Source organism: Litoreibacter janthinus, assembly GCF_900111945.1.
Lineage (GTDB): Bacteria > Pseudomonadota > Alphaproteobacteria > Rhodobacterales > Rhodobacteraceae > Litoreibacter > Litoreibacter janthinus.
Window position 1 is genome coordinate 63296 of sequence record NZ_FOYO01000001.1, and the last position, 16540, is coordinate 79835.

Consider the following 16540-nt stretch of genomic DNA (forward strand, 5'->3'; position numbering starts at 1 on the left):
GGTGGACCTAGTTTCCTTCTGTGACGTTAGAAGAATTGGGCCCGACTATTATGACATCGACCACTCTCCGCAATTGCGCGACTGCGCTGCTGCTTTCGTTCGCGGCAGGAACGGCACCAGGATGGGCCGCGCAAAATGGTCTTGCTGGCCCCTACCTTGCAGCGCGACAAGCGACCATATCCTTCGATTACACCGAAGCGGCGCTCTACTACCGCCGCGCAATCATCGCAGAACCGACGAACCTTCCATTGAAGGAAAGCGCAATCATTGCGCTGATTGGTCAGGGAGACATTGCTGGCGCGGCTGAAGTCGCGACGGAACATGAAAAATCCGGCGGCAGAAACCAAATCGTTGATCTGGTGCTGGATACGGTTTCAGTAGCCGAGGGTGAATTTGATCGCGCATCAGAAGAAAGCCCCGAGACAACTGGCCTTGCCCCCCTTTTGGGCGGCCTGACGCGGGCGTGGGCTCTTCTTGGGCAAGGCAAAATGTCCGACGCCACTGATGCCTTTGACGCAGTCGCGAAAACTGAAGATTTTGCATCCTTCGCCTATTATCACAATGCTTTGGCGCTTGCTTCTGTCGGTGACTTTGAAGGGGCGGATCAAATCCTGTCCGGCGAGAAACACGGTCCCCTGATCTTAAGCGCGCGCGGCATCGAAGCGCATGCACAAATTCTTGCACAGCTTGACCGACAATCTGACGCGATTGAGTTGCTGAATGCTACAACTGCGAACGGGTTCAGCGCCGAGCTCGAAGCCCTGAAAGAGCGCCTCGAAGCACGTGAAACGGTTGAATACGACTTCGTCACCAACGCAAGCGAAGGCGTGGCTGAGGTCTATTTCAATCTGTCTTCGGTGCTTGTTGGCCGCACCGCGCCAGAGCATGTCTTGCTATATGTCCGCATGGCGCAATTCATTCGTCCAAACCACGCCCCCGCGGTTTTGATGGCTGCCCAAATTCTTGAGGACATGGGTCAGTTTGACCTGGCGACGGACGCTTATGCGTCACTTGATGCCGACTCCCCTGCATACGTACTGGCCGAGATCGGTCGGGCGAACGCGTTGTATTCGGACGACCGCAAAGACGCCTCAGTCGAAGTTCTGACCGCCCTGTCAAAATCTCGTGGCGATATCGCCTTGGTTCATTCAACCCTTGGCGACATGCTCAGCCGGACCGAGAAGAACGAAGCCGCGATTGAAGCATATTCACGTGCGCTAGATATCAACGGGATCGGCAACCGCTCCAACTGGCGTATTTTCTACGCGCGCGGCATCGTTCGAGAGCGCATGGATGACTTCACAGGGATGGAATTGGATTTCCGCAAAGCGCTTGAGCTGTCCCCTAATCAGCCGGACATTCTGAACTACCTTGGCTACTCGCTGGTCGAGCAGCGTATCAAGCTCGACGAAGCATTGGGGATGATTCAGACAGCCGTAAAAGAAAGCCCCGAAAGCGGATATATTACCGACAGTCTTGGCTGGATCTTCTATCGTCTCGGGCGTTTCGAAGAGGCCGTTGCACCTATGGAAAAGGCAGTTGAACTGCTACCTGTAGATCCAATTGTAAACGACCACCTTGGAGACGTGTATTGGATGGTTGGCCGAGAGAGGGAAGCCGAATTCCAATGGAAGCGTGCCCTTTCGTTCGAGCCGGAGGAAGCGGAAGCCGAGCGCATTCGCGACAAGCTGGCACGGGGCCTGACCGTCGTGCTTGAGGAAGAAGCCAGCGCTGGAACGACACAAACCGCCAACGAATGATGCTGGAAGAATTTGCGCGAGCGAAGGTCAACCTGACGCTACATATCACTGGGCAACGCGAAAATGGCTATCATATGCTCGATAGCTTGGTGATGTTCGCATCCACCGGAGATATTCTTAGCTTCGACCACGCTACTGACCTGTCCCTCAGGATTGACGGCCCAGAAGCCCGAGCGCTTCCCGTCGAAAACAACTCGATCCTGTCAGCTGCGCACAACCTTGATTCCACCAAAGGCGCAAGTATCAGGCTGACCAAACACTTGCCGGTCTCATCTGGGATCGGTGGCGGAAGTGCGGACGCTGCAGCTGCTTACCGTGGCCTGTCAAAGCTCTGGAACTTACCTGAGCCACCACTCTCACAGGATTTTTGCGCAAGAATTTCGCGGATAGGCGCCGACGTGCCAGTGTGTGTTTTCTCAAGAACGACGCGCATGTCGGGAATTGGGGAGCGCCTTGAGTTCTTGACGCATCTTCCCATGCTCCATGCAGTTTTAGTAAATCCCCGAGTTGCAGTGTCGACACAGGCCGTGTTCAAAACCGTCACGAATAAGTCCAACCCAGCAATGGGTGAGCTTCCATCGTTTTTTTCGGGCCAGGCGTCGTTCATAAGTTGGCTTAGTCAGAATCGAAACGACATGCAGTCAGCGGCGATGTCGTTGGAACCTGCAATCTCGGACACTTTGAATGCAATCTCGAGCTCGCATGCGTGCCAGCTTGCCCGTATGTCAGGCTCTGGCGCAACGTGTTTTGGGATTTATCCAGATGCGGGCGCAGCAGAAAATGCGGCATCTCAGATCAGCGGGAAGCACTCGGACTGGTGGGTGCAATCCTGCACTCTGGGCGCCTAATTCAGGCGCGACACGACATAGTCAGCCAAGTCATGAAGCATATCCGTCAGATCCCCTTTGGGTGCTGACCGAAGCGCCTGCTTTGCAACGTCCGACCAAGCAAGCGCATCTTCGCGAGCCCGATCCAAAGCATCATGCTGATCTAGCAAATGCAGAGCTTGTTCCAGATCTCCGTCCCTTTGCTTGCCCTTTTCAATCGTGCGCACCCAGAACTCTCGGTCGACGTCTCCGCCAGCAGCGATCGCTTTGATCAATGGCAATGTCAGCTTCCGCTCCCGGAAATCATCGCCGACATTCTTGCCTGTCTTGGTCGCGTCACCAGCGAAGTCCAGAATGTCGTCAGCGATCTGGAAACTTACCCCCAGTGCATCTCCATACGTATATAAGGCTTGAACAACTTCTGCTGGGGCATCCGCGATCATCCCACCGACTTTAGTTGCCGCCGAGAACAAGGCAGCCGTCTTTCCGCGCACGACTTGCAAATAAATCTCTTCTGTCGTCGATAGATTTTGCGCTGCGGTCAGTTGCAAAACCTCGCCTTCCGCGATGACAGCAGAAGCGTTCGACAGAACTTTCAGCACGTCCAAGCGCCCTGTCTCGGTCATCAGTTGGAATGAACGGGCAAAGAGGTAGTCCCCCACCAACACAGACGATTTGTTATCCCAAAGTAGATTTGCAGCAGGTCGGCCGCGACGCTGCTCGCTGCCGTCAACGACGTCATCGTGCAACAGAGTAGCGGTGTGAATAAACTCAACGGTTGCAGCAAGGTGGACATGGTAAGGCCCATCGTAGCGGCACAGCCGGGCGGCCGCCAAAGTGAGCATTGGGCGCAACCGTTTTCCTCCGGCCTCAACCAAATGCGCGGTCACTTCTGGAATGCGCGGCGCATGCTCTGATGCCATCCTGTCGCGGATCATTGCGCCAACAGCGTCAAGGTCTTCGGCGAGAGCCGCCTGAAGGCGATCGTGGGGCTTAACAGAGGGGTAATCCAAACTCATCTTCGCGATCTGCCTCGTCTCTCGACAAACGTGCTGGGCTGTCGTTAACTCTATCACATGAAAGAGCTTTTGCGCAGCAACGATCCAACCATCATCGCCTTCTCTAAAGCCCTGCTATCCGGGGAAGATATAGGCGTGTTCGAAATGGACGTCCATATGAGTGTTCTTGAAGGGTCCGTTGGCATATTGCCGCGCCGCCTTATGGTGCGCGAGCAAGACTTGTTCATGGCGCGCGCAATTCTGCGTGATAACAAAATTTCCATCGACGGCTGACGGCCTATGGGCTTCGCGCAAGATGAGCTGACGCACGACGCATTCCTTGGTGGAAAGCTCCATCTGTGGCAGCCCCGCAAGGGCTACCGCGCGGCCACTGATCCTGTCCTCCTTGCAGCCTCTTGCCCTGCCAAGCCGGGCCAGACTGTGCTTGAGCTTGGATGCGGTGTGGGCACCGCGTCGCTTTGCTTGCACACAAGGGTGCCGGTCAAATTGACCGGTATTGAGCTTCAATCGGCGTATGCTGCTCTCGCACGCCGAAATTCTGCCGAAGTCGGAACAAGCATGGACGTGATCGAGGCCGACCTTGCACACCTACCCGCAGATATCCGAGCACGTAGCTTCGATCATGTTCTGCTGAATCCCCCCTATTATGGACCAGGCACGGCTTCACCTGACCAAGGTCGGGATACTGCGCTTAGGGAGCAGACCCCGCTCGCTGCTTGGATCGACGCAGCACTGCGCCGCGCGGGCCCAAAGGGATGCGTGACCGTGATTCACTTGGCTGAGCGGGTGGGAGACTTGATCGAATTGCTCAATTCTCGGGCAGGGCTTATCGAAATCAAACCCATTGCTTCACGGGCCGGCAAGCCCGCTCGGCGTGTGTTGCTGCGGGCGCATAAAGGGCGCGCAGCAAGAAGCATATTGCATAATCCCTTGGTGTTACACGATGGAGCCACGCATCTCTCAGACGGGGATGACTACTCCGAGGAGGCAACCAGAATCCTGCGCCATGGGTGTTCACTAGATTTTTAGAAACTATCGCCGCATCGCCGCGACGCATTTGCGTGACTTGCGCGAAAAGTTGTGCTGCAATGAAAGTCTAACCACACAAACAGGAGGTATGCCCATGACAATCAGTTCTCACCTTTCGGAGCTGAAACGCAAACACGAGGTATTGTCCCAACGCGTGGAAGAGGCCCAGAAAAGCCCAAGCTCTGATGATCTGACAGTTGTAGAGCTGAAAAAGCAGAAACTGCGCCTTAAGGAGGAAATCTCCAAATACGCAAACTAGAGTTTTCGTGAGCCAAGCGCGGCTAGCCCTGCACCGGCTGTAATTAAAACTGCAGCCAGCAGCAAACCAGCCGTTGCTTGGGCATATCCGGTTGCGATTAATATGCATGTCGACAGCAACGGCGCAGCATAGGATGCTGCGCCTAAGAGTTGTATGTCGCCTTTTTTTACCCCAACATCCCACAAATAGAACGCAAGCCCGACAGGTCCGAGGCCAAGGCCGATGACCGAGAGCCAGTTGGCCGTGCCACTGGGGCGAACGGTTTCTTCGAGTAGCAAATGTGCGACACCCGAGAGGCCTGCTGCGGCAAGACAGAAATAGGCGACAACTTCCGTAGGAACGTCATTGAAGCGTCGTGAAAGAACCGAATACCCCGACCAGGTAAGCGCACAAAGGGCGGCTAGGACATACCCGACAGCATAATCCCACTGAAACTCTGTTCCGCCGCCACCGACAATGAGACCAGCGCCAGCGAAAGAAACCAAGGCACCCAGAACATGCAGCGCACGCAGACGTTCGCCGGGAAGCAATCCTGAAAACAGCACAATCAACAGCGGCCAAAGATAAGCGATCAACCCAGCCTCGGCCGCCGGGGCCATACGCAATGCCGAGAAGTACAATGCGTGATAGCCGAACAATCCTCCAACACCCAGAATCCAAACCACTAAAGGTGTCTGTGCCATTGATGCCAAGACCTGTCCCTTGCGTAGAGAATACCCCAAACCAATTGCGCCACCCAAAGCGAACGTCATGGCGCTAAGCTGAAAAGGGGGAATTGGCGATGATCCGACGGTTAAGAGCGCGAGCATCGACCACAACATGACGGCTCCGAAGCCAATGAGAGTTGCCGAAGACTTAGTCATCGACCGTCACTGGCAGGAACTCCAGCGCTTGCGCAGAAAGCTCCATCCCTTCCATCTCTCGCACGACCCATTCAATGAACCGCGCAACCTGAGGGCGTGTTTCATGCCCCTTCGGGCAGACAACACGGTAGCTTGCACCTGTCGGCAGCGCGCGTTTTACCGGCATCACTAGACGGCCGTCACGCAAATACGATTCCGTTAAAGATAACCGGCCTAACACCACCCCACCGCTTGCCAAAGCTGCGTCAACAGCGTGATCAGCCTGCGAAAACCGAGGACCATGTTCATCGATTGCGTCCACTCCGGCCGCAGCGAAATACCGGTTCCAGTTTACGGGCGGCTTTAGAAAGCCGATATCCTCTTGGTGAAGTAGCGTCTGGTTCCGCAAATCAGATATGACTTTCACCTTTGCAGCAAGCTCGGGCGCCATCATTGGGGCCACCCATTCATCAATCAGTGTTCGCGAGTACAACGCATCATCAAAATCCTGCCCAAATCGAATGGCCACATCCACATCGTCCCGCGCGAAATCCACAAGCCGCAAACCTGCTGAAAAGCGTAACTCGATCTCTGGGTATTCTCTTGCAAAACTGAACAAACGAGGTGCCAGCCATTTCGCGGTGAACGCTGGCCCCGCTGTAACGGTCAATGTCGCACTGTCCAATCGGCGCTTCACCGCGCGCCACGCCGACTGCAGCGCGCCGAAGCCATCCGACACCCCGGGGGCAAGCAACTCGCCCTCCTCCGTCAGTTCTACAGCGCGGTTCAGCCTTCGAAAGACCGCCACACCCAAGTGTTCCTCCAGCGATTTGATCTGAAAGCTGAGCGCAGCCGGAGTAACATTGAGCTCATCCGCTGCGCGCGCAAAACTAAGGTGCCGCGCTGCGGCCTCGAACGCTCTAAGCGCTGTGAGTGGTGGAAGTCGATCCGTCATTCCACACAAGTATATCTTAACTGAAGCGGTGAAAAGTCTCGTTTGTTCTTCTCATTTCTGAAAGCGATAACAGATTCAGTTCAAAAATTCATGTTCACGAGAGGAACAGCTCATGATCGAGACAAAACTCAGCCCGCGCATAATCGATGCGCATGCGCGTGCCCATCAAGAGCGCGCCGACGCCTTTGCACGCATTCTGCACAGCATCCCAAAATTCGTCGCCTCCATTCGGATACGGTGATATCGACCCATCCCTAGACGAAAAAAGGGGCCGGCGCTTCACGGCGCCAGCCCCCACTAACTTCGTTAACCTCGCGAGGTCAGGCCATGTACTGACCGCCATTGGCCGAAATTGTCGAACCTGTCACGAAACCAGCATCGTCCGAAGCAAGGAAGACCACAGCGCGCGCAATTTCCTCAGGTTCGCCTAAACGGCCAACCGGAATCTGCGGCAGGATAACTTCATTCATCACTTTCTCCGGGATCGTGCTCATCATCTCAGTGTTGATGTAACCGGGGCAGATCACGTTTACAGTGATGCCGGCACGAGCGCCTTCCTGCGCCAACGCCTTGGTAAAGCCGATGTCGCCAGCCTTGGCAGCGGCGTAGTTCGTCTGAGCAAACTGACCCTTTTGCCCGTTGATAGAGCTGATAGTGATGATGCGGCCGAACTTCCGCTCACGCATGCCAGGCCAGACCGGATGGGTCATGTTGAAGACGCCGGAAAGGTTGGTGTTCATGACTTCGGACCATTGCTGTGGCGTCATTTTGTGGAATGGCGCGTCGCGGGTGATGCCTGCATTGTTCACCAGTACTTCGACTGGGCCAAGGTCGGCCTCGACCTGCGCAATACCTGCAGAACAGGCCTCATAGTCCGCCACATCCCACTTGTATGTTTTAATGCCAGTCTCGGCCGTAAATGCAGCAGCCTTCTCGTCGTTACCTGCGTAGGTCGCCGCTACAGAGTATCCTGCGGCTTGAAGTGCCTTAGAAATGGCAGCGCCAATTCCGCGCGATCCTCCGGTAACAAGTGCAACTCGGGACATATGATTCCTCCTCAATAAGGTTGTAATATTCTGTCTAAATCAGTTTAGGTTGCGCAATTTTCATGCGCAACCCTGATCGCAATATCAATCGCGCTCAACGCAAACTGCCACACCCATGCCACCGCCAATACACAGCGTGGCCAAGCCGCGCTTCGCATCACGTCGCTGCATCTCAAACAAGAGGGTGTTGAGGACGCGGCAGCCAGAAGCGCCAATCGGGTGACCGATTGCAATAGCACCGCCATTGACGTTAACGATCGCTGGATCCCAGCCCATGTCCTTGTTCACAGCACATGCCTGAGCCGCGAAAGCCTCGTTGGCTTCAACCAAATCGAGGTCAGAGACTTTCCAACCAGCTTTCTCAAGAGCCTTGCGAGACGCATAGATCGGCCCAACGCCCATGATGGATGGGTCCAGACCAGCGGTTGCGTAGCTTGCGATGCGTGCAAGAGGTTGCACGCCGCGCTTCTCAGCGTCGTCCGCGCTCATCAGCAATGTGGCGGCAGCACCGTCATTCAGACCAGACGCGTTCGCAGCTGTGACCGAACCGTCTTTGGTGAAAGCTGGGCGCAGTTTGGCCATAGCGTCCATCGTTGCCCCGTGACGAATGTACTCGTCCTGATCAACCGTCACATCGCCCTTTCGAGTACTGATTGTGAACGCTGCAATCTCGTCAGCAAATTTACCAGCTTTCTGCGCGGCTTCGGCTTTGTTTTGCGAAGCAACGGCGAACTCGTCCTGCATCTCACGGCTGATCTGCCATTGATCCGCAACATTTTCTGCCGTTTGACCCATGTGATAGCCGTTAAATGCATCCCACAGACCATCTCGGATCATACTGTCGATGTACTTCATGTCGCCCATCTTTTGGCCTTGACGCAGGTTCGCGACATGGGGGCTCATGGACATGTTTTCTTGACCGCCAGCAATCACGACAGAGGCGTCGCCAAGCATGATGTGCTGTGCACCCAGCGCGACGGCACGAAGACCGGAACCACAGACTTGGTTGATGCTCCAGGCCGACGCCTCTTTCGGCAAACCTGCGTTGATATGCGCCTGACGGGCCGGGTTCTGACCTTGGCCTGCCGTAAGAACCTGACCAAGAATGGTTTCGGACACCTCTGCCTTATCGACGCCTGCCCGTTCGACTACAGCTTCGATCACAGCGGCGCCAAGATCATGAGCTGGGGTATTTGAGAAAGAGCCGAGGAAGCTGCCTACAGCAGTTCGGGCGGCAGAAGCGATTACGACGTTGGTCATGGACTTTCCTTTCCTGTAGCCGGCGCGTCTCTGTTTCCCAGAGCGCTGGATATCACCGGCTGAATATAGCGAAGCGTTTAGCTGGCTTACGTAGGGTATACAAATAGACAGGGTGTCTCACATGGCCATCAGACGCAAGAAGTTGCGACGTCTGCGCTGGGGCAAACGAGTGCTAGCCGAAATGCGCCAAACCTTGCTGGCCAGCCCCCACGAGCCACGGCTTGGATACTGATGGCACGCCGAAGAGATATCCTTGAAGGCAATCAACCCCAATTTGGGCAAGATATTCAGCCTCTTGCGGGTGCTCGATACCTTCGGCAACGGTGAACATATCAAACTGATTTGCGATCGAGACCAACGCTGTCATCAGGACCTGATTGTCTGCATCTTCGTCGATATTTCGAGCAAAGCTGGTATCAATTTTTACAAGGTCGAAATAGAAATCCTTGAAGTGTCGAAACGCCGTATAACCTGCACCGAAGTCATCCAACGCGAAGGAAATACCGCGCCTCTGCATGCGAGTCATGAAATCTGACACTAAGTCAGGCATTAGCAGAGCCGATGATTCGGTGATCTCTATGATCAACCGCTCCCCGATTGTGGGGTCACGCAACAACCCTCGTTCAAGAGCCGTTTCCCATTCAGGATTCCCGATAGAACGTGGTGACATATTGATCGACAGCCGAAGGCGTGGCTCAGCTGCAAGGCTCGCCAAGCCCAATTCAACCGCAAGGCAATCGATCATGCGCCCCTCGTTACGAGGCTCAATTGTGTCAATGAAGTCCCTGGCAGGGATTATCCGTCCCGTTTCATCAAGAACCCGGATCAGCCCTTCATAAAACGCAACGCGCCTCATATCCCCACTCCTGACGACTGGCTGATAAGCGAGCAGCACATCCTTTTTACGCAATGCGGAGCGCACCATATCCAAAACGTGAGCGTCCCGCTGAGCGACTGCAGCAGACAAAGGGCTATCCTCGGATGATGGGTCGAGTGGCATTATCTATTCTGCATTGAGTTCTGACCCGCAACTGGTAGGCGCTCTGGACTTAAATGCAGGTTAATGTTCCAATTTTGTTCTATTTGAGCTAAACTTTTAATTGGATTGTTAAAGCGATGAATACGGTGGCAAATGTATGAATGATCGGTGTGGGTGGTGCGGTTCAGAAGAAATTTATGTCAATTATCACGACACAGAATGGGGTGTTCCGGAATACGATAGCCGGGCGCTATGGGAAAAGCTCGTTCTGGATGGCTTTCAGGCCGGATTGAGTTGGATCACCATCTTGAAGAAACGAGAGGCCTTCCGCGAAGCCTTCGAGGGGTTTGACCCCAACATCATCGCTGGATGGGACGATACTGACGTGGAGCGCCTTTTGAAAAATGCAGGCATTGTGCGGCATCGCGGAAAGATCGCAGCAACGATCGGCAACGCCCGTGCGTGGCAAAAGATTGAGCAGCGCGAAGGTTTTGATACCTTCCTTTGGAAGTACTTCGATGGAGAGCCGCTACAGAACCAGTTTCTGACGCTCCAAGACGTGCCAGCCTTCACGCCCCTGAGCACGCAGATTTCAAAGGATCTGAAGAAAGAAGGGTTTCGCTTCTGCGGCCCTACGATCGTCTATGCGTTTGCACAGGCGTGTGGATTGATCAACGATCACCTAATAAACTGCCCACGCCACGAGGCCGTCAAAAAACTCGCGCGTTAGGAGCCCCAAGGGCCGTGGAACGCGCCTTCCTGATCTACTCGCTCAAAGCTGTGTGCGCCGAAAAAGTCCCGTTGCGCTTGGATCATGTTTGCGGTTGATCGCGCCGTCCGCATAGCGTCGTAGTAGCCAAGCCCTGCCGCAAGAGCCGGCACCTGCAAACCATGCGACAATGCGGTCGCCACGACTTTACGAAGTGCAGGCGCATTCTCTTTGATCATATCAGCGAAGTATGGCGCAAACATCAGGTTGTCCTGTGGCGCCGCCGTCAAGGCATCGGCCATATCGTTGAGCATAGTGGAGCGGATGATACAGCCCTCTCGCCAAACACGCGCGATGTCCGGCATCGGGAGGTCCCACTTGAACTCAGCGCTTGCGGAATTGAGTAGGTGGAAGCCTTGTGCGTAGCACATGATCTTGCCAGCGATCAACGCCTTCTCCAGTTCGTCCAGGCTCAACGCCCCGTCAGCAAGCACCGTCGGCGCAGCGCCAAAAGTCGCTTCGCCGCGCGCGCGCTCTGCCTTGATTGCGGACAGGTTACGCGCAGCAACAGCGGCTTCAATGACAGGCACAGGTGCGCCAAGATGCTGCGCTTCGATCACAGTCCACCGCCCTGTCCCTTTTTGGCCAGCGCGGTCAAGAATTATGTCGAGCACAGCATTGCCCGTCGCATCATCAGTTGCCGCAGCAACCTTTCCCGATATCTCGATGAGGTATGACTGGAGCGGGCCCTTATTCCACGTCTCGAACGCAGAGGCACAGGTCTGAGCAGAGGCGCCCTGACCATCCCGCATGATGCCATACACCTCTGCGATCATTTGCATGTCGGCGTATTCGATACCGTTATGGACCGCTTTCACAAAATGTCCGGCACCGCCCTGTCCCATCCATGTGGCGCATGCGGTGCCCTCGTAATCAGCTGCAATCGCGGTGAGGATATGTGCCACTTGATCCCAAGCCTCCTTGCGACCGCCACCCATGATGGAGGGCCCGTGACGAGCCCCCTCTTCGCCCCCTGACACGCCGATCCCTAGGAACGGCACGCCGTCTGCTTCTGCCTGCGCCGCACGCGCCTCAGTATCACGGAAATTGGCGTTCCCGGCGTCAATGATCAAATCGTCTTTTCCCAGCAACGGGCGTAGGGCCGCGATCTGCTGATCGACGGCCTTACCGGCTGGGACCATTAGAATGATAGCACGGGGCTCAGCAATTGACGCGACCAACTCTTCTAGCGTTTCGCAAGGTGTAATCCGATCGGCAAGATTGCCAGCCTCAGCGTAGAACTCCGAAGTCCGGGACGTCGTTCGGTTAAAGACCGAAATCGCGTGACCTTTCTCAGCGATATTCAGAGACAGCATCGCCCCCATGGTGCCAAGTCCGATTAGGCCAATCTCAGATTTCGACATAAGAAGTTCCCCACATTTTTCCCATTTGTGTTACCGCTACCGGCACAACAGGTCAAACCGTGTCGATCTAATTCAAAAAAATACGGAAGAGATCAGGTCGGTGACACCGAGCCAAAGCGTCGAATGTCTTAGCGTTTCGGCTCTTCATCATCGAACAAGATGCGTGTCGCGTCGCCTTCGATATCCTCGTACTGATTGTGCCTCACTGTCCACAAAAAGGCCGCGATGCCCATCCCGCCAAGGATGAGCGACACCGGAATTAGGATCACAAGTACGTTCATGCCCGCACCCTTAACGCATTCAAGATCACGAGGATAGACGAGCTCGACATCGCCAAGGCCGCCATGAGCGGGCTTGCAAAGCCGGAGATCGCAAGTGGAACGGCGACAGCGTTATAGCATATGGCGATCCCAAAGTTTTCCCGAATTCGCGCCCGCGCCCGTCTGGCCACCCGCAAAGCATCTTGCACAGGCGCAAGTGAGCGACCCAGTAAAACAATGTCAGAAGTGGCTCGGGTCGCATCAACGCCCGACGCTGGCGAAATCGAAACGAAAGCTTGTGCCATTGCTCCCATGTCATTCAGCCCGTCGCCAACCATCAGCACGTGTTTGCGCTGATCTTGCAGAGCCGCGAGATGGTCGATCTTATCGGCAGGCAACATGCCGCCCCGTGATTGCACTAGGCCCAGCCGCGCACCCAGTTTGGCGGCTGCAAAATCCGTGTCCCCAGATAATAGCTCTAAATCCATACCCTGCGACCGCAGGTTCGCGACCAGTTCGTGCGCACCTTCGCGCAAGGTTTCGTCAATGCGTAAAGCTTGCTCGGGTCCGGCACCGCGTTGGAAAACGGTGCCGCCTGACGCAGACGCCGATTTACCAAGTCGGACGATCTCCGCGCCATCGCGCCCTTCTACGCCCCGGCCAGCAATCTCGTGAATGTCTGTTAAATCTGCGGGTTCAATCTGCAGACCAGCCAATGCCGAAGCCAGAAGTCGGGAGACCGGATGATCCGACGACTGGCTTAAGGCCAGAACCGCTGCACGGTCTTGATCAGACAGGCTCTGCAAATCCTCAAGTATCGGCGTCCCGTCGGTCAATGTGCCGGTCTTGTCGAAAACCACCGTATCGACTTCTGCCAATCGTTCTAGCGCGGTGGCGGACTTGATCAGAAGGCCTTTGCGGAACAGGCTGCCAGACGCGGCGGTGGTCACGGCCGGAACCGCCAATCCTAGGGCACAAGGACAAGTGATGATCAAAGTAGCGATCGCGATATTCAGCGCATAGCGGGCGTCACCAGTCGCGATGAACCAGCCCACAAACGCCAATGCTGCCAGACCATGCACCAGCGGTGCGTAAAGCTGAGCAGCACGGTCGGCCAATGGCGTGTAGTGGGAGCGCCCGCTTTCTGCGACAGCGACCATCTCTGCCATCCGGCGCAATGTTGTGTCCTGCCCAACTGCGGTGGCGCGAATAACCAGCGGGTTGGACAAATTGACTTCACCCGACACGACAGAACTTCCAATCTGTGCCGCAACAGGAAGGCTTTCCCCCGTAAGAAGGGAGCGGTCCATTTGGGATCGCCCGGTGTCCACAATTCCGTCAACCGGCACACGCCCACCAGCAGGCACCTGCACGAGGTCGCCCACGACGATGTCTGCTGCTTTGACGCGGACCGGTTTTCCGTCGCGGATGCACGTTGCCGAGGGAACCTCCAGTGCAGCCAATTCCTGTGCGGCGGAACGTGCTGCGGCGCGTGTGCGGTGATCAAGATAGCGCCCGATCAACAAAAAGAATGTCAGCGACAGAGCTGCATCGAAATAAGCATCCTCCCCACCGGCCATGGTCTCATAGAGCGACAGACCGCTCGCAAGTAGGATCGCAAGCGAGATCGGCACTTCCATGTTAACTCGCCCAACCCGCAAGACCGAAAGGGCGGAGACGAAGAACGGACGAGCGGCGAATGCCACAGCAGGCAGAGCAATGATCGCGGAAATCCAATGGAAAAGCTGGCGCGTTGCTTCAGCCGCACCGGCCCAGACTGCAACAGACAAAATCATTACGTTCATCATGGCGAATCCTGCCACGGCTAGACGCAGTAGCAACGCGCGACCTGCGGGGTCCCCCTCACTCGCACGCAAGGTGTCGCTGTCTAAGGGCAATGCTTCGAAGCCCAACCCGAGTAGCGCATTAATGAGGCCGTCCTCGTCAGCATCGCCGCGCGTTTGGACTGTAACCCGTTTCAGGCTGAGATTGACGCGAGCATCAAGAACCTCGGGCAGTCTCGCTAAGCCACGCTCGACACCTGACACGCAGGCCGCGCAATGTATGCCCGGCAAAGACAGTGAAACTGTATCACCCGCCGAAGATGCCGGCGAGCTGCGCGCTGTCTCCTCCGCAAGGGGAGCACCCGCGCAACCGGGACAGCTCATGACGCTCATTTAGACACCACAAATGGTATCCGTTGCTCGAAGAGTGTTCCATCTTTTGCGATAGCTTTCATGCGAAGGTTCCAGTTCCCCGGCGCCAAATCCGCAGCTGCGATATGCGCTGTCCCGTCGAAACGGAACCCAGGTGATTGATCCTGACTAACATTCGTTGCACGCCCGAGCGTTGCTTCGATTGTCTCTGGCTGCACAGGTCCGTTCGCATCTTTGATCTCAAGCCGCAATGCGCCGTCAACATAACCAGCCTTCACATCCCAACCCAAAGCAAGTTGGGCTGTGCGCCGCGCGTCAAAGCTCTGACTTGCCACGTAAGAGTTCTTGGTCTCGAGGCCTGGAAATGTCCGGATGGCCTGAGTGGCCAAGATCAGATTCACACCGATGATGATACTAAACCCGAACGCGAACATCGCGAAAACATGGATGCCCTTGATCTCACGGCTCATTGGCCCGCTTCCTTCCCGTTAAACACGGTATTCGTATACGCACGCTCTCCCGAGATTAAGTCTTCTACCCAGAAACGCAAATCAGTGCGTTCCGCTGTCGCGCTTGGGTCACCACGACGTGCGGTGACATAGACGCGTTGCAGCTTGGTCTCGTTTGCCGGAACTACAACGCTCACCAAATCGGTCCCTTCCAGATCAATGCGTAGCACCTCGTCCGATGTCAGCGACATGTGGAATTCGCGGTCATCTCCGTGCTTGTTCAGCAGGCGGATGTCGTAGGCATTGCGGATTGAGCCGTCAGACATGGTCACGAAGGTCGGGTTACGGATTGGCGAGACAGTCATGTCGATATCAGCGCGAATGAACAGAGCGAACACCAAACCGAAGCCAATCGTCGACCACAGGAAGGTGTAAACCAGAGTCCTTGGGCGCAAAATATGCTTCCAAATTGGCTTAGCCTTGCCACCCGAACGCTCCAGTGGCTCGTCCGAAAGCGCGAGATAGTCGATCAACCCACGCTCTTTGCCGATCTTTGCCATGATGTCATCACAAGCGTCGATACAAAGCGCGCACGTGATGCACTCCATCTGCTGCCCGTCACGAATGTCGATGCCCATCGGGCAGACGTTCACGCACGCCATACAATCGATACAGTCACCGGTGGTCCCGTCACGCTTCTTTCCGCGCGGCTCGCCACGCCATTCGCGGTATCCGACAGTGATGGTGTCTTCGTCCATCATGGCGCCTTGGATGCGCGGCCAAGGGCACATGTAGATACAAACCTGCTCGCGCATGAAGCCGCCAAAGATGAACGTCGTGGCAGTCAGAACGCCTATAGTGGCGTATGAAACCGGGTGCGCATTGAGCATTACCAAATCAACAGCAAGTTGAGGCGCGTCGGTAAAATAGAAGACCCACGCCCCGCCGGTTGCTATCGCGATAAGGAGCCAAACAAGCCATTTGGTGAGTCTGAGCCGCCATTTATGGAAATCCCACTTGGCTTTCCAAAGGCGAACCCGAGCGTTGCGGTCGCCTTCGATCCAGCGCTCCACAAGGATGAAAAGGTCAGTCCAGACGGTTTGCGGGCATGTGTAGCCACACCAAACGCGCCCCAGTGCAGACGTAAACAAAAACAGGCCGAGGCCCGCCATGATCAAAAGGCCCGCGACAAAGTAGAACTCATGCGGCCAGATCTCGATCCAGAAGAAATAGAAACGCCGCCCGGCAAGATCCACCAATACCGCCTGATCTGGCAGGTTCGGCCCACGATCCCAGCGAATCCAAGGCGTTAGGTAATAGACCCCCAAAGTGAAAGCCATGATCCACCACTTGAACGTACGAAAAAAGCCTGTCACGCGACGCGGAAAAATCGGTTCCTGCGCGGCATAAAGGGATGGTGGGTTTTCAGCGTCGCTCATTTTAGAATCTTCCGGAGTTTTAAATCTGTTCGCAGTGTGTGTGTGCATGGCTAGGACTTAAAGGTCTTTGACCCAGATCAAGCAGAAAGCGGCAGGCCCTTAGACCAGTGTGGCTTGGCACCACTCA

Annotated in this window: 18 protein-coding genes; 7 read left to right on the forward strand and 11 right to left on the reverse strand. The window is 55.6% G+C overall.

What is annotated here, in order from left to right; translation table 11 throughout:
- The first annotated feature begins 50 nt into the window (after positions 1-50).
- Entirely contained in the window at positions 51-1760 is a 1710-nt protein-coding gene (locus BM352_RS00375) for a tetratricopeptide repeat protein (protein WP_090211115.1), read from the forward strand.
- Positions 1757-2608, forward strand: a complete 852-nt coding sequence (locus BM352_RS00380; protein WP_090211116.1) for a 4-(cytidine 5'-diphospho)-2-C-methyl-D-erythritol kinase — start codon at positions 1757-1759, stop codon at positions 2606-2608. Before BM352_RS00375 ends, BM352_RS00380 begins: the two co-directional genes overlap by 4 nt.
- On the opposite strand, the gene BM352_RS00385 is transcribed toward BM352_RS00380, so the two are convergent.
- A complete protein-coding gene (locus BM352_RS00385; RefSeq protein WP_090211117.1) occupies positions 2605-3606 on the reverse strand; it encodes a polyprenyl synthetase family protein in 1002 nt (333 codons plus the stop codon). The two genes, BM352_RS00380 and BM352_RS00385, sit on opposite strands and share 4 nt — an antisense overlap.
- A 57-nt stretch (positions 3607-3663) precedes the next feature.
- On the opposite strand from BM352_RS00385, the gene BM352_RS00390 reads away from it, so the two are divergent.
- From BM352_RS00390 to BM352_RS00400, 3 genes are all read left to right on the forward strand, one after another.
- Complete coding sequence (locus BM352_RS00390) at positions 3664-3879, forward strand: putative signal transducing protein (protein WP_090211118.1); 216 nt, start codon at positions 3664-3666, stop codon at positions 3877-3879.
- 6 nt (positions 3880-3885) lie between these two features.
- On the forward strand, positions 3886-4635 hold the full coding sequence (locus tag BM352_RS00395) for a tRNA1(Val) (adenine(37)-N6)-methyltransferase (RefSeq protein ID WP_090211119.1): 750 nt from the start codon (positions 3886-3888) through the stop codon (positions 4633-4635).
- A 94-nt stretch (positions 4636-4729) separates the two neighbouring features.
- Positions 4730-4894 carry a YdcH family protein gene (locus tag BM352_RS00400; protein WP_090211120.1) on the forward strand — a complete coding sequence of 55 codons (165 nt, stop codon included), beginning with the start codon at positions 4730-4732 and terminating at the stop codon, positions 4892-4894.
- Here BM352_RS00400 and yddG read toward each other — a convergent pair.
- Together yddG and BM352_RS00410 are read right to left on the reverse strand one after the other, a co-directional pair.
- On the reverse strand, positions 4891-5757 hold the full coding sequence (yddG, locus tag BM352_RS00405) for an aromatic amino acid exporter YddG (RefSeq protein ID WP_090211121.1): 867 nt from the start codon (positions 5755-5757) through the stop codon (positions 4891-4893). The genes BM352_RS00400 and yddG overlap by 4 nt on opposite strands.
- On the reverse strand, positions 5750-6691 hold the full coding sequence (locus BM352_RS00410; protein WP_090211122.1) for a transcriptional regulator GcvA: 942 nt from the start codon (positions 6689-6691) through the stop codon (positions 5750-5752). The genes yddG and BM352_RS00410 overlap by 8 nt, the downstream gene beginning before the upstream one ends.
- A 112-nt stretch (positions 6692-6803) precedes the next feature.
- Here BM352_RS00410 and BM352_RS19190 point away from each other — a divergent pair, with 112 nt between their 5' ends.
- Positions 6804-6932 carry a hypothetical protein gene (locus tag BM352_RS19190; RefSeq protein ID WP_281245088.1) on the forward strand — a complete coding sequence of 43 codons (129 nt, stop codon included), beginning with the start codon at positions 6804-6806 and terminating at the stop codon, positions 6930-6932.
- Positions 6933-7011: 79 nt separating this feature from the next.
- On the opposite strand, the gene phbB is transcribed toward BM352_RS19190, so the two are convergent.
- The 3 genes from phbB to BM352_RS00425 all read right to left on the reverse strand — a co-directional run bounded on the left by phbB (position 7012) and on the right by BM352_RS00425 (position 9997).
- Positions 7012-7737 (reverse strand): acetoacetyl-CoA reductase, encoded by a 726-nt coding sequence (gene phbB / locus BM352_RS00415; protein ID WP_090211123.1) that lies wholly within the window; start codon positions 7735-7737, stop codon positions 7012-7014.
- A gap of 84 nt (positions 7738-7821) precedes the next feature.
- Positions 7822-8997, reverse strand: a complete 1176-nt coding sequence (locus BM352_RS00420) for an acetyl-CoA C-acetyltransferase (RefSeq protein ID WP_090211124.1) — start codon at positions 8995-8997, stop codon at positions 7822-7824.
- A 172-nt stretch (positions 8998-9169) separates the two neighbouring features.
- Positions 9170-9997 carry an EAL domain-containing protein gene (locus BM352_RS00425; protein ID WP_090211125.1) on the reverse strand — a complete coding sequence of 276 codons (828 nt, stop codon included), beginning with the start codon at positions 9995-9997 and terminating at the stop codon, positions 9170-9172.
- A gap of 136 nt (positions 9998-10133) precedes the next feature.
- Here BM352_RS00425 and BM352_RS00430 point away from each other — a divergent pair, with 136 nt between their 5' ends.
- Positions 10134-10706: a DNA-3-methyladenine glycosylase I gene (locus tag BM352_RS00430; protein WP_090211126.1), complete on the forward strand. Its 573-nt coding sequence runs from the start codon at positions 10134-10136 to the stop codon at positions 10704-10706.
- Here BM352_RS00430 and gndA read toward each other — a convergent pair.
- From gndA to ccoG, 5 genes are all read right to left on the reverse strand, one after another.
- The gene (gene gndA, locus BM352_RS00435) at positions 10703-12109 is read right to left on the reverse strand and encodes an NADP-dependent phosphogluconate dehydrogenase (RefSeq protein WP_090211127.1); all 1407 of its coding nucleotides are present in this window, start codon (positions 12107-12109) and stop codon (positions 10703-10705) included. The two genes, BM352_RS00430 and gndA, sit on opposite strands and share 4 nt — an antisense overlap.
- Before the next feature lie 128 nt (positions 12110-12237).
- Entirely contained in the window at positions 12238-12390 is a 153-nt protein-coding gene (ccoS, locus tag BM352_RS00440) for a cbb3-type cytochrome oxidase assembly protein CcoS (protein ID WP_090211128.1), read from the reverse strand.
- Entirely contained in the window at positions 12387-14546 is a 2160-nt protein-coding gene (locus tag BM352_RS00445; protein WP_090211129.1) for a heavy metal translocating P-type ATPase, read from the reverse strand. The genes ccoS and BM352_RS00445 overlap by 4 nt, the downstream gene beginning before the upstream one ends.
- Positions 14543-14995, reverse strand: coding sequence for a FixH family protein (locus BM352_RS00450; RefSeq protein ID WP_090211130.1), 453 nt, complete (start codon positions 14993-14995; stop codon positions 14543-14545). The genes BM352_RS00445 and BM352_RS00450 overlap by 4 nt, the downstream gene beginning before the upstream one ends.
- Entirely contained in the window at positions 14992-16413 is a 1422-nt protein-coding gene (ccoG, locus tag BM352_RS00455; RefSeq protein ID WP_090211131.1) for a cytochrome c oxidase accessory protein CcoG, read from the reverse strand. Before ccoG ends, BM352_RS00450 begins: the two co-directional genes overlap by 4 nt.
- Between the last annotated feature and the right edge of the window lie 127 nt (positions 16414-16540).

Bases quoted from the DNA above. Each gene is read 5' to 3' on its own strand.
- BM352_RS00380 (WP_090211116.1), top strand. From the start codon at position 1,757: ATGATGCTGGAAGAATTTGCGCGAGCGAAGGTCAACCTGACGCTACAT.
- BM352_RS00385 (WP_090211117.1), bottom strand. From the start codon at position 3,606: ATGAGTTTGGATTACCCCTCTGTTAAGCCCCACGATCGCCTTCAGGCG.
- BM352_RS00425 (WP_090211125.1), bottom strand. From the start codon at position 9,997: ATGCCACTCGACCCATCATCCGAGGATAGCCCTTTGTCTGCTGCAGTC.
- BM352_RS00390 (WP_090211118.1), top strand. From the start codon at position 3,664: ATGAAAGAGCTTTTGCGCAGCAACGATCCAACCATCATCGCCTTCTCT.
- BM352_RS00400 (WP_090211120.1), top strand. From the start codon at position 4,730: ATGACAATCAGTTCTCACCTTTCGGAGCTGAAACGCAAACACGAGGTA.
- BM352_RS00420 (WP_090211124.1), bottom strand. From the start codon at position 8,997: ATGACCAACGTCGTAATCGCTTCTGCCGCCCGAACTGCTGTAGGCAGC.
- BM352_RS00410 (WP_090211122.1), bottom strand. From the start codon at position 6,691: ATGACGGATCGACTTCCACCACTCACAGCGCTTAGAGCGTTCGAGGCC.
- BM352_RS19190 (WP_281245088.1), top strand. From the start codon at position 6,804: ATGATCGAGACAAAACTCAGCCCGCGCATAATCGATGCGCATGCGCGT.
- yddG (WP_090211121.1), bottom strand. From the start codon at position 5,757: ATGACTAAGTCTTCGGCAACTCTCATTGGCTTCGGAGCCGTCATGTTG.
- ccoS (WP_090211128.1), bottom strand. From the start codon at position 12,390: ATGAACGTACTTGTGATCCTAATTCCGGTGTCGCTCATCCTTGGCGGG.
- BM352_RS00445 (WP_090211129.1), bottom strand. From the start codon at position 14,546: ATGAGCGTCATGAGCTGTCCCGGTTGCGCGGGTGCTCCCCTTGCGGAG.
- phbB (WP_090211123.1), bottom strand. From the start codon at position 7,737: ATGTCCCGAGTTGCACTTGTTACCGGAGGATCGCGCGGAATTGGCGCT.
- gndA (WP_090211127.1), bottom strand. From the start codon at position 12,109: ATGTCGAAATCTGAGATTGGCCTAATCGGACTTGGCACCATGGGGGCG.
- BM352_RS00450 (WP_090211130.1), bottom strand. From the start codon at position 14,995: ATGAGCCGTGAGATCAAGGGCATCCATGTTTTCGCGATGTTCGCGTTC.
- BM352_RS00375 (WP_090211115.1), top strand. From the start codon at position 51: ATGACATCGACCACTCTCCGCAATTGCGCGACTGCGCTGCTGCTTTCG.
- BM352_RS00430 (WP_090211126.1), top strand. From the start codon at position 10,134: ATGAATGATCGGTGTGGGTGGTGCGGTTCAGAAGAAATTTATGTCAAT.
- ccoG (WP_090211131.1), bottom strand. From the start codon at position 16,413: ATGAGCGACGCTGAAAACCCACCATCCCTTTATGCCGCGCAGGAACCG.
- BM352_RS00395 (WP_090211119.1), top strand. From the start codon at position 3,886: ATGGGCTTCGCGCAAGATGAGCTGACGCACGACGCATTCCTTGGTGGA.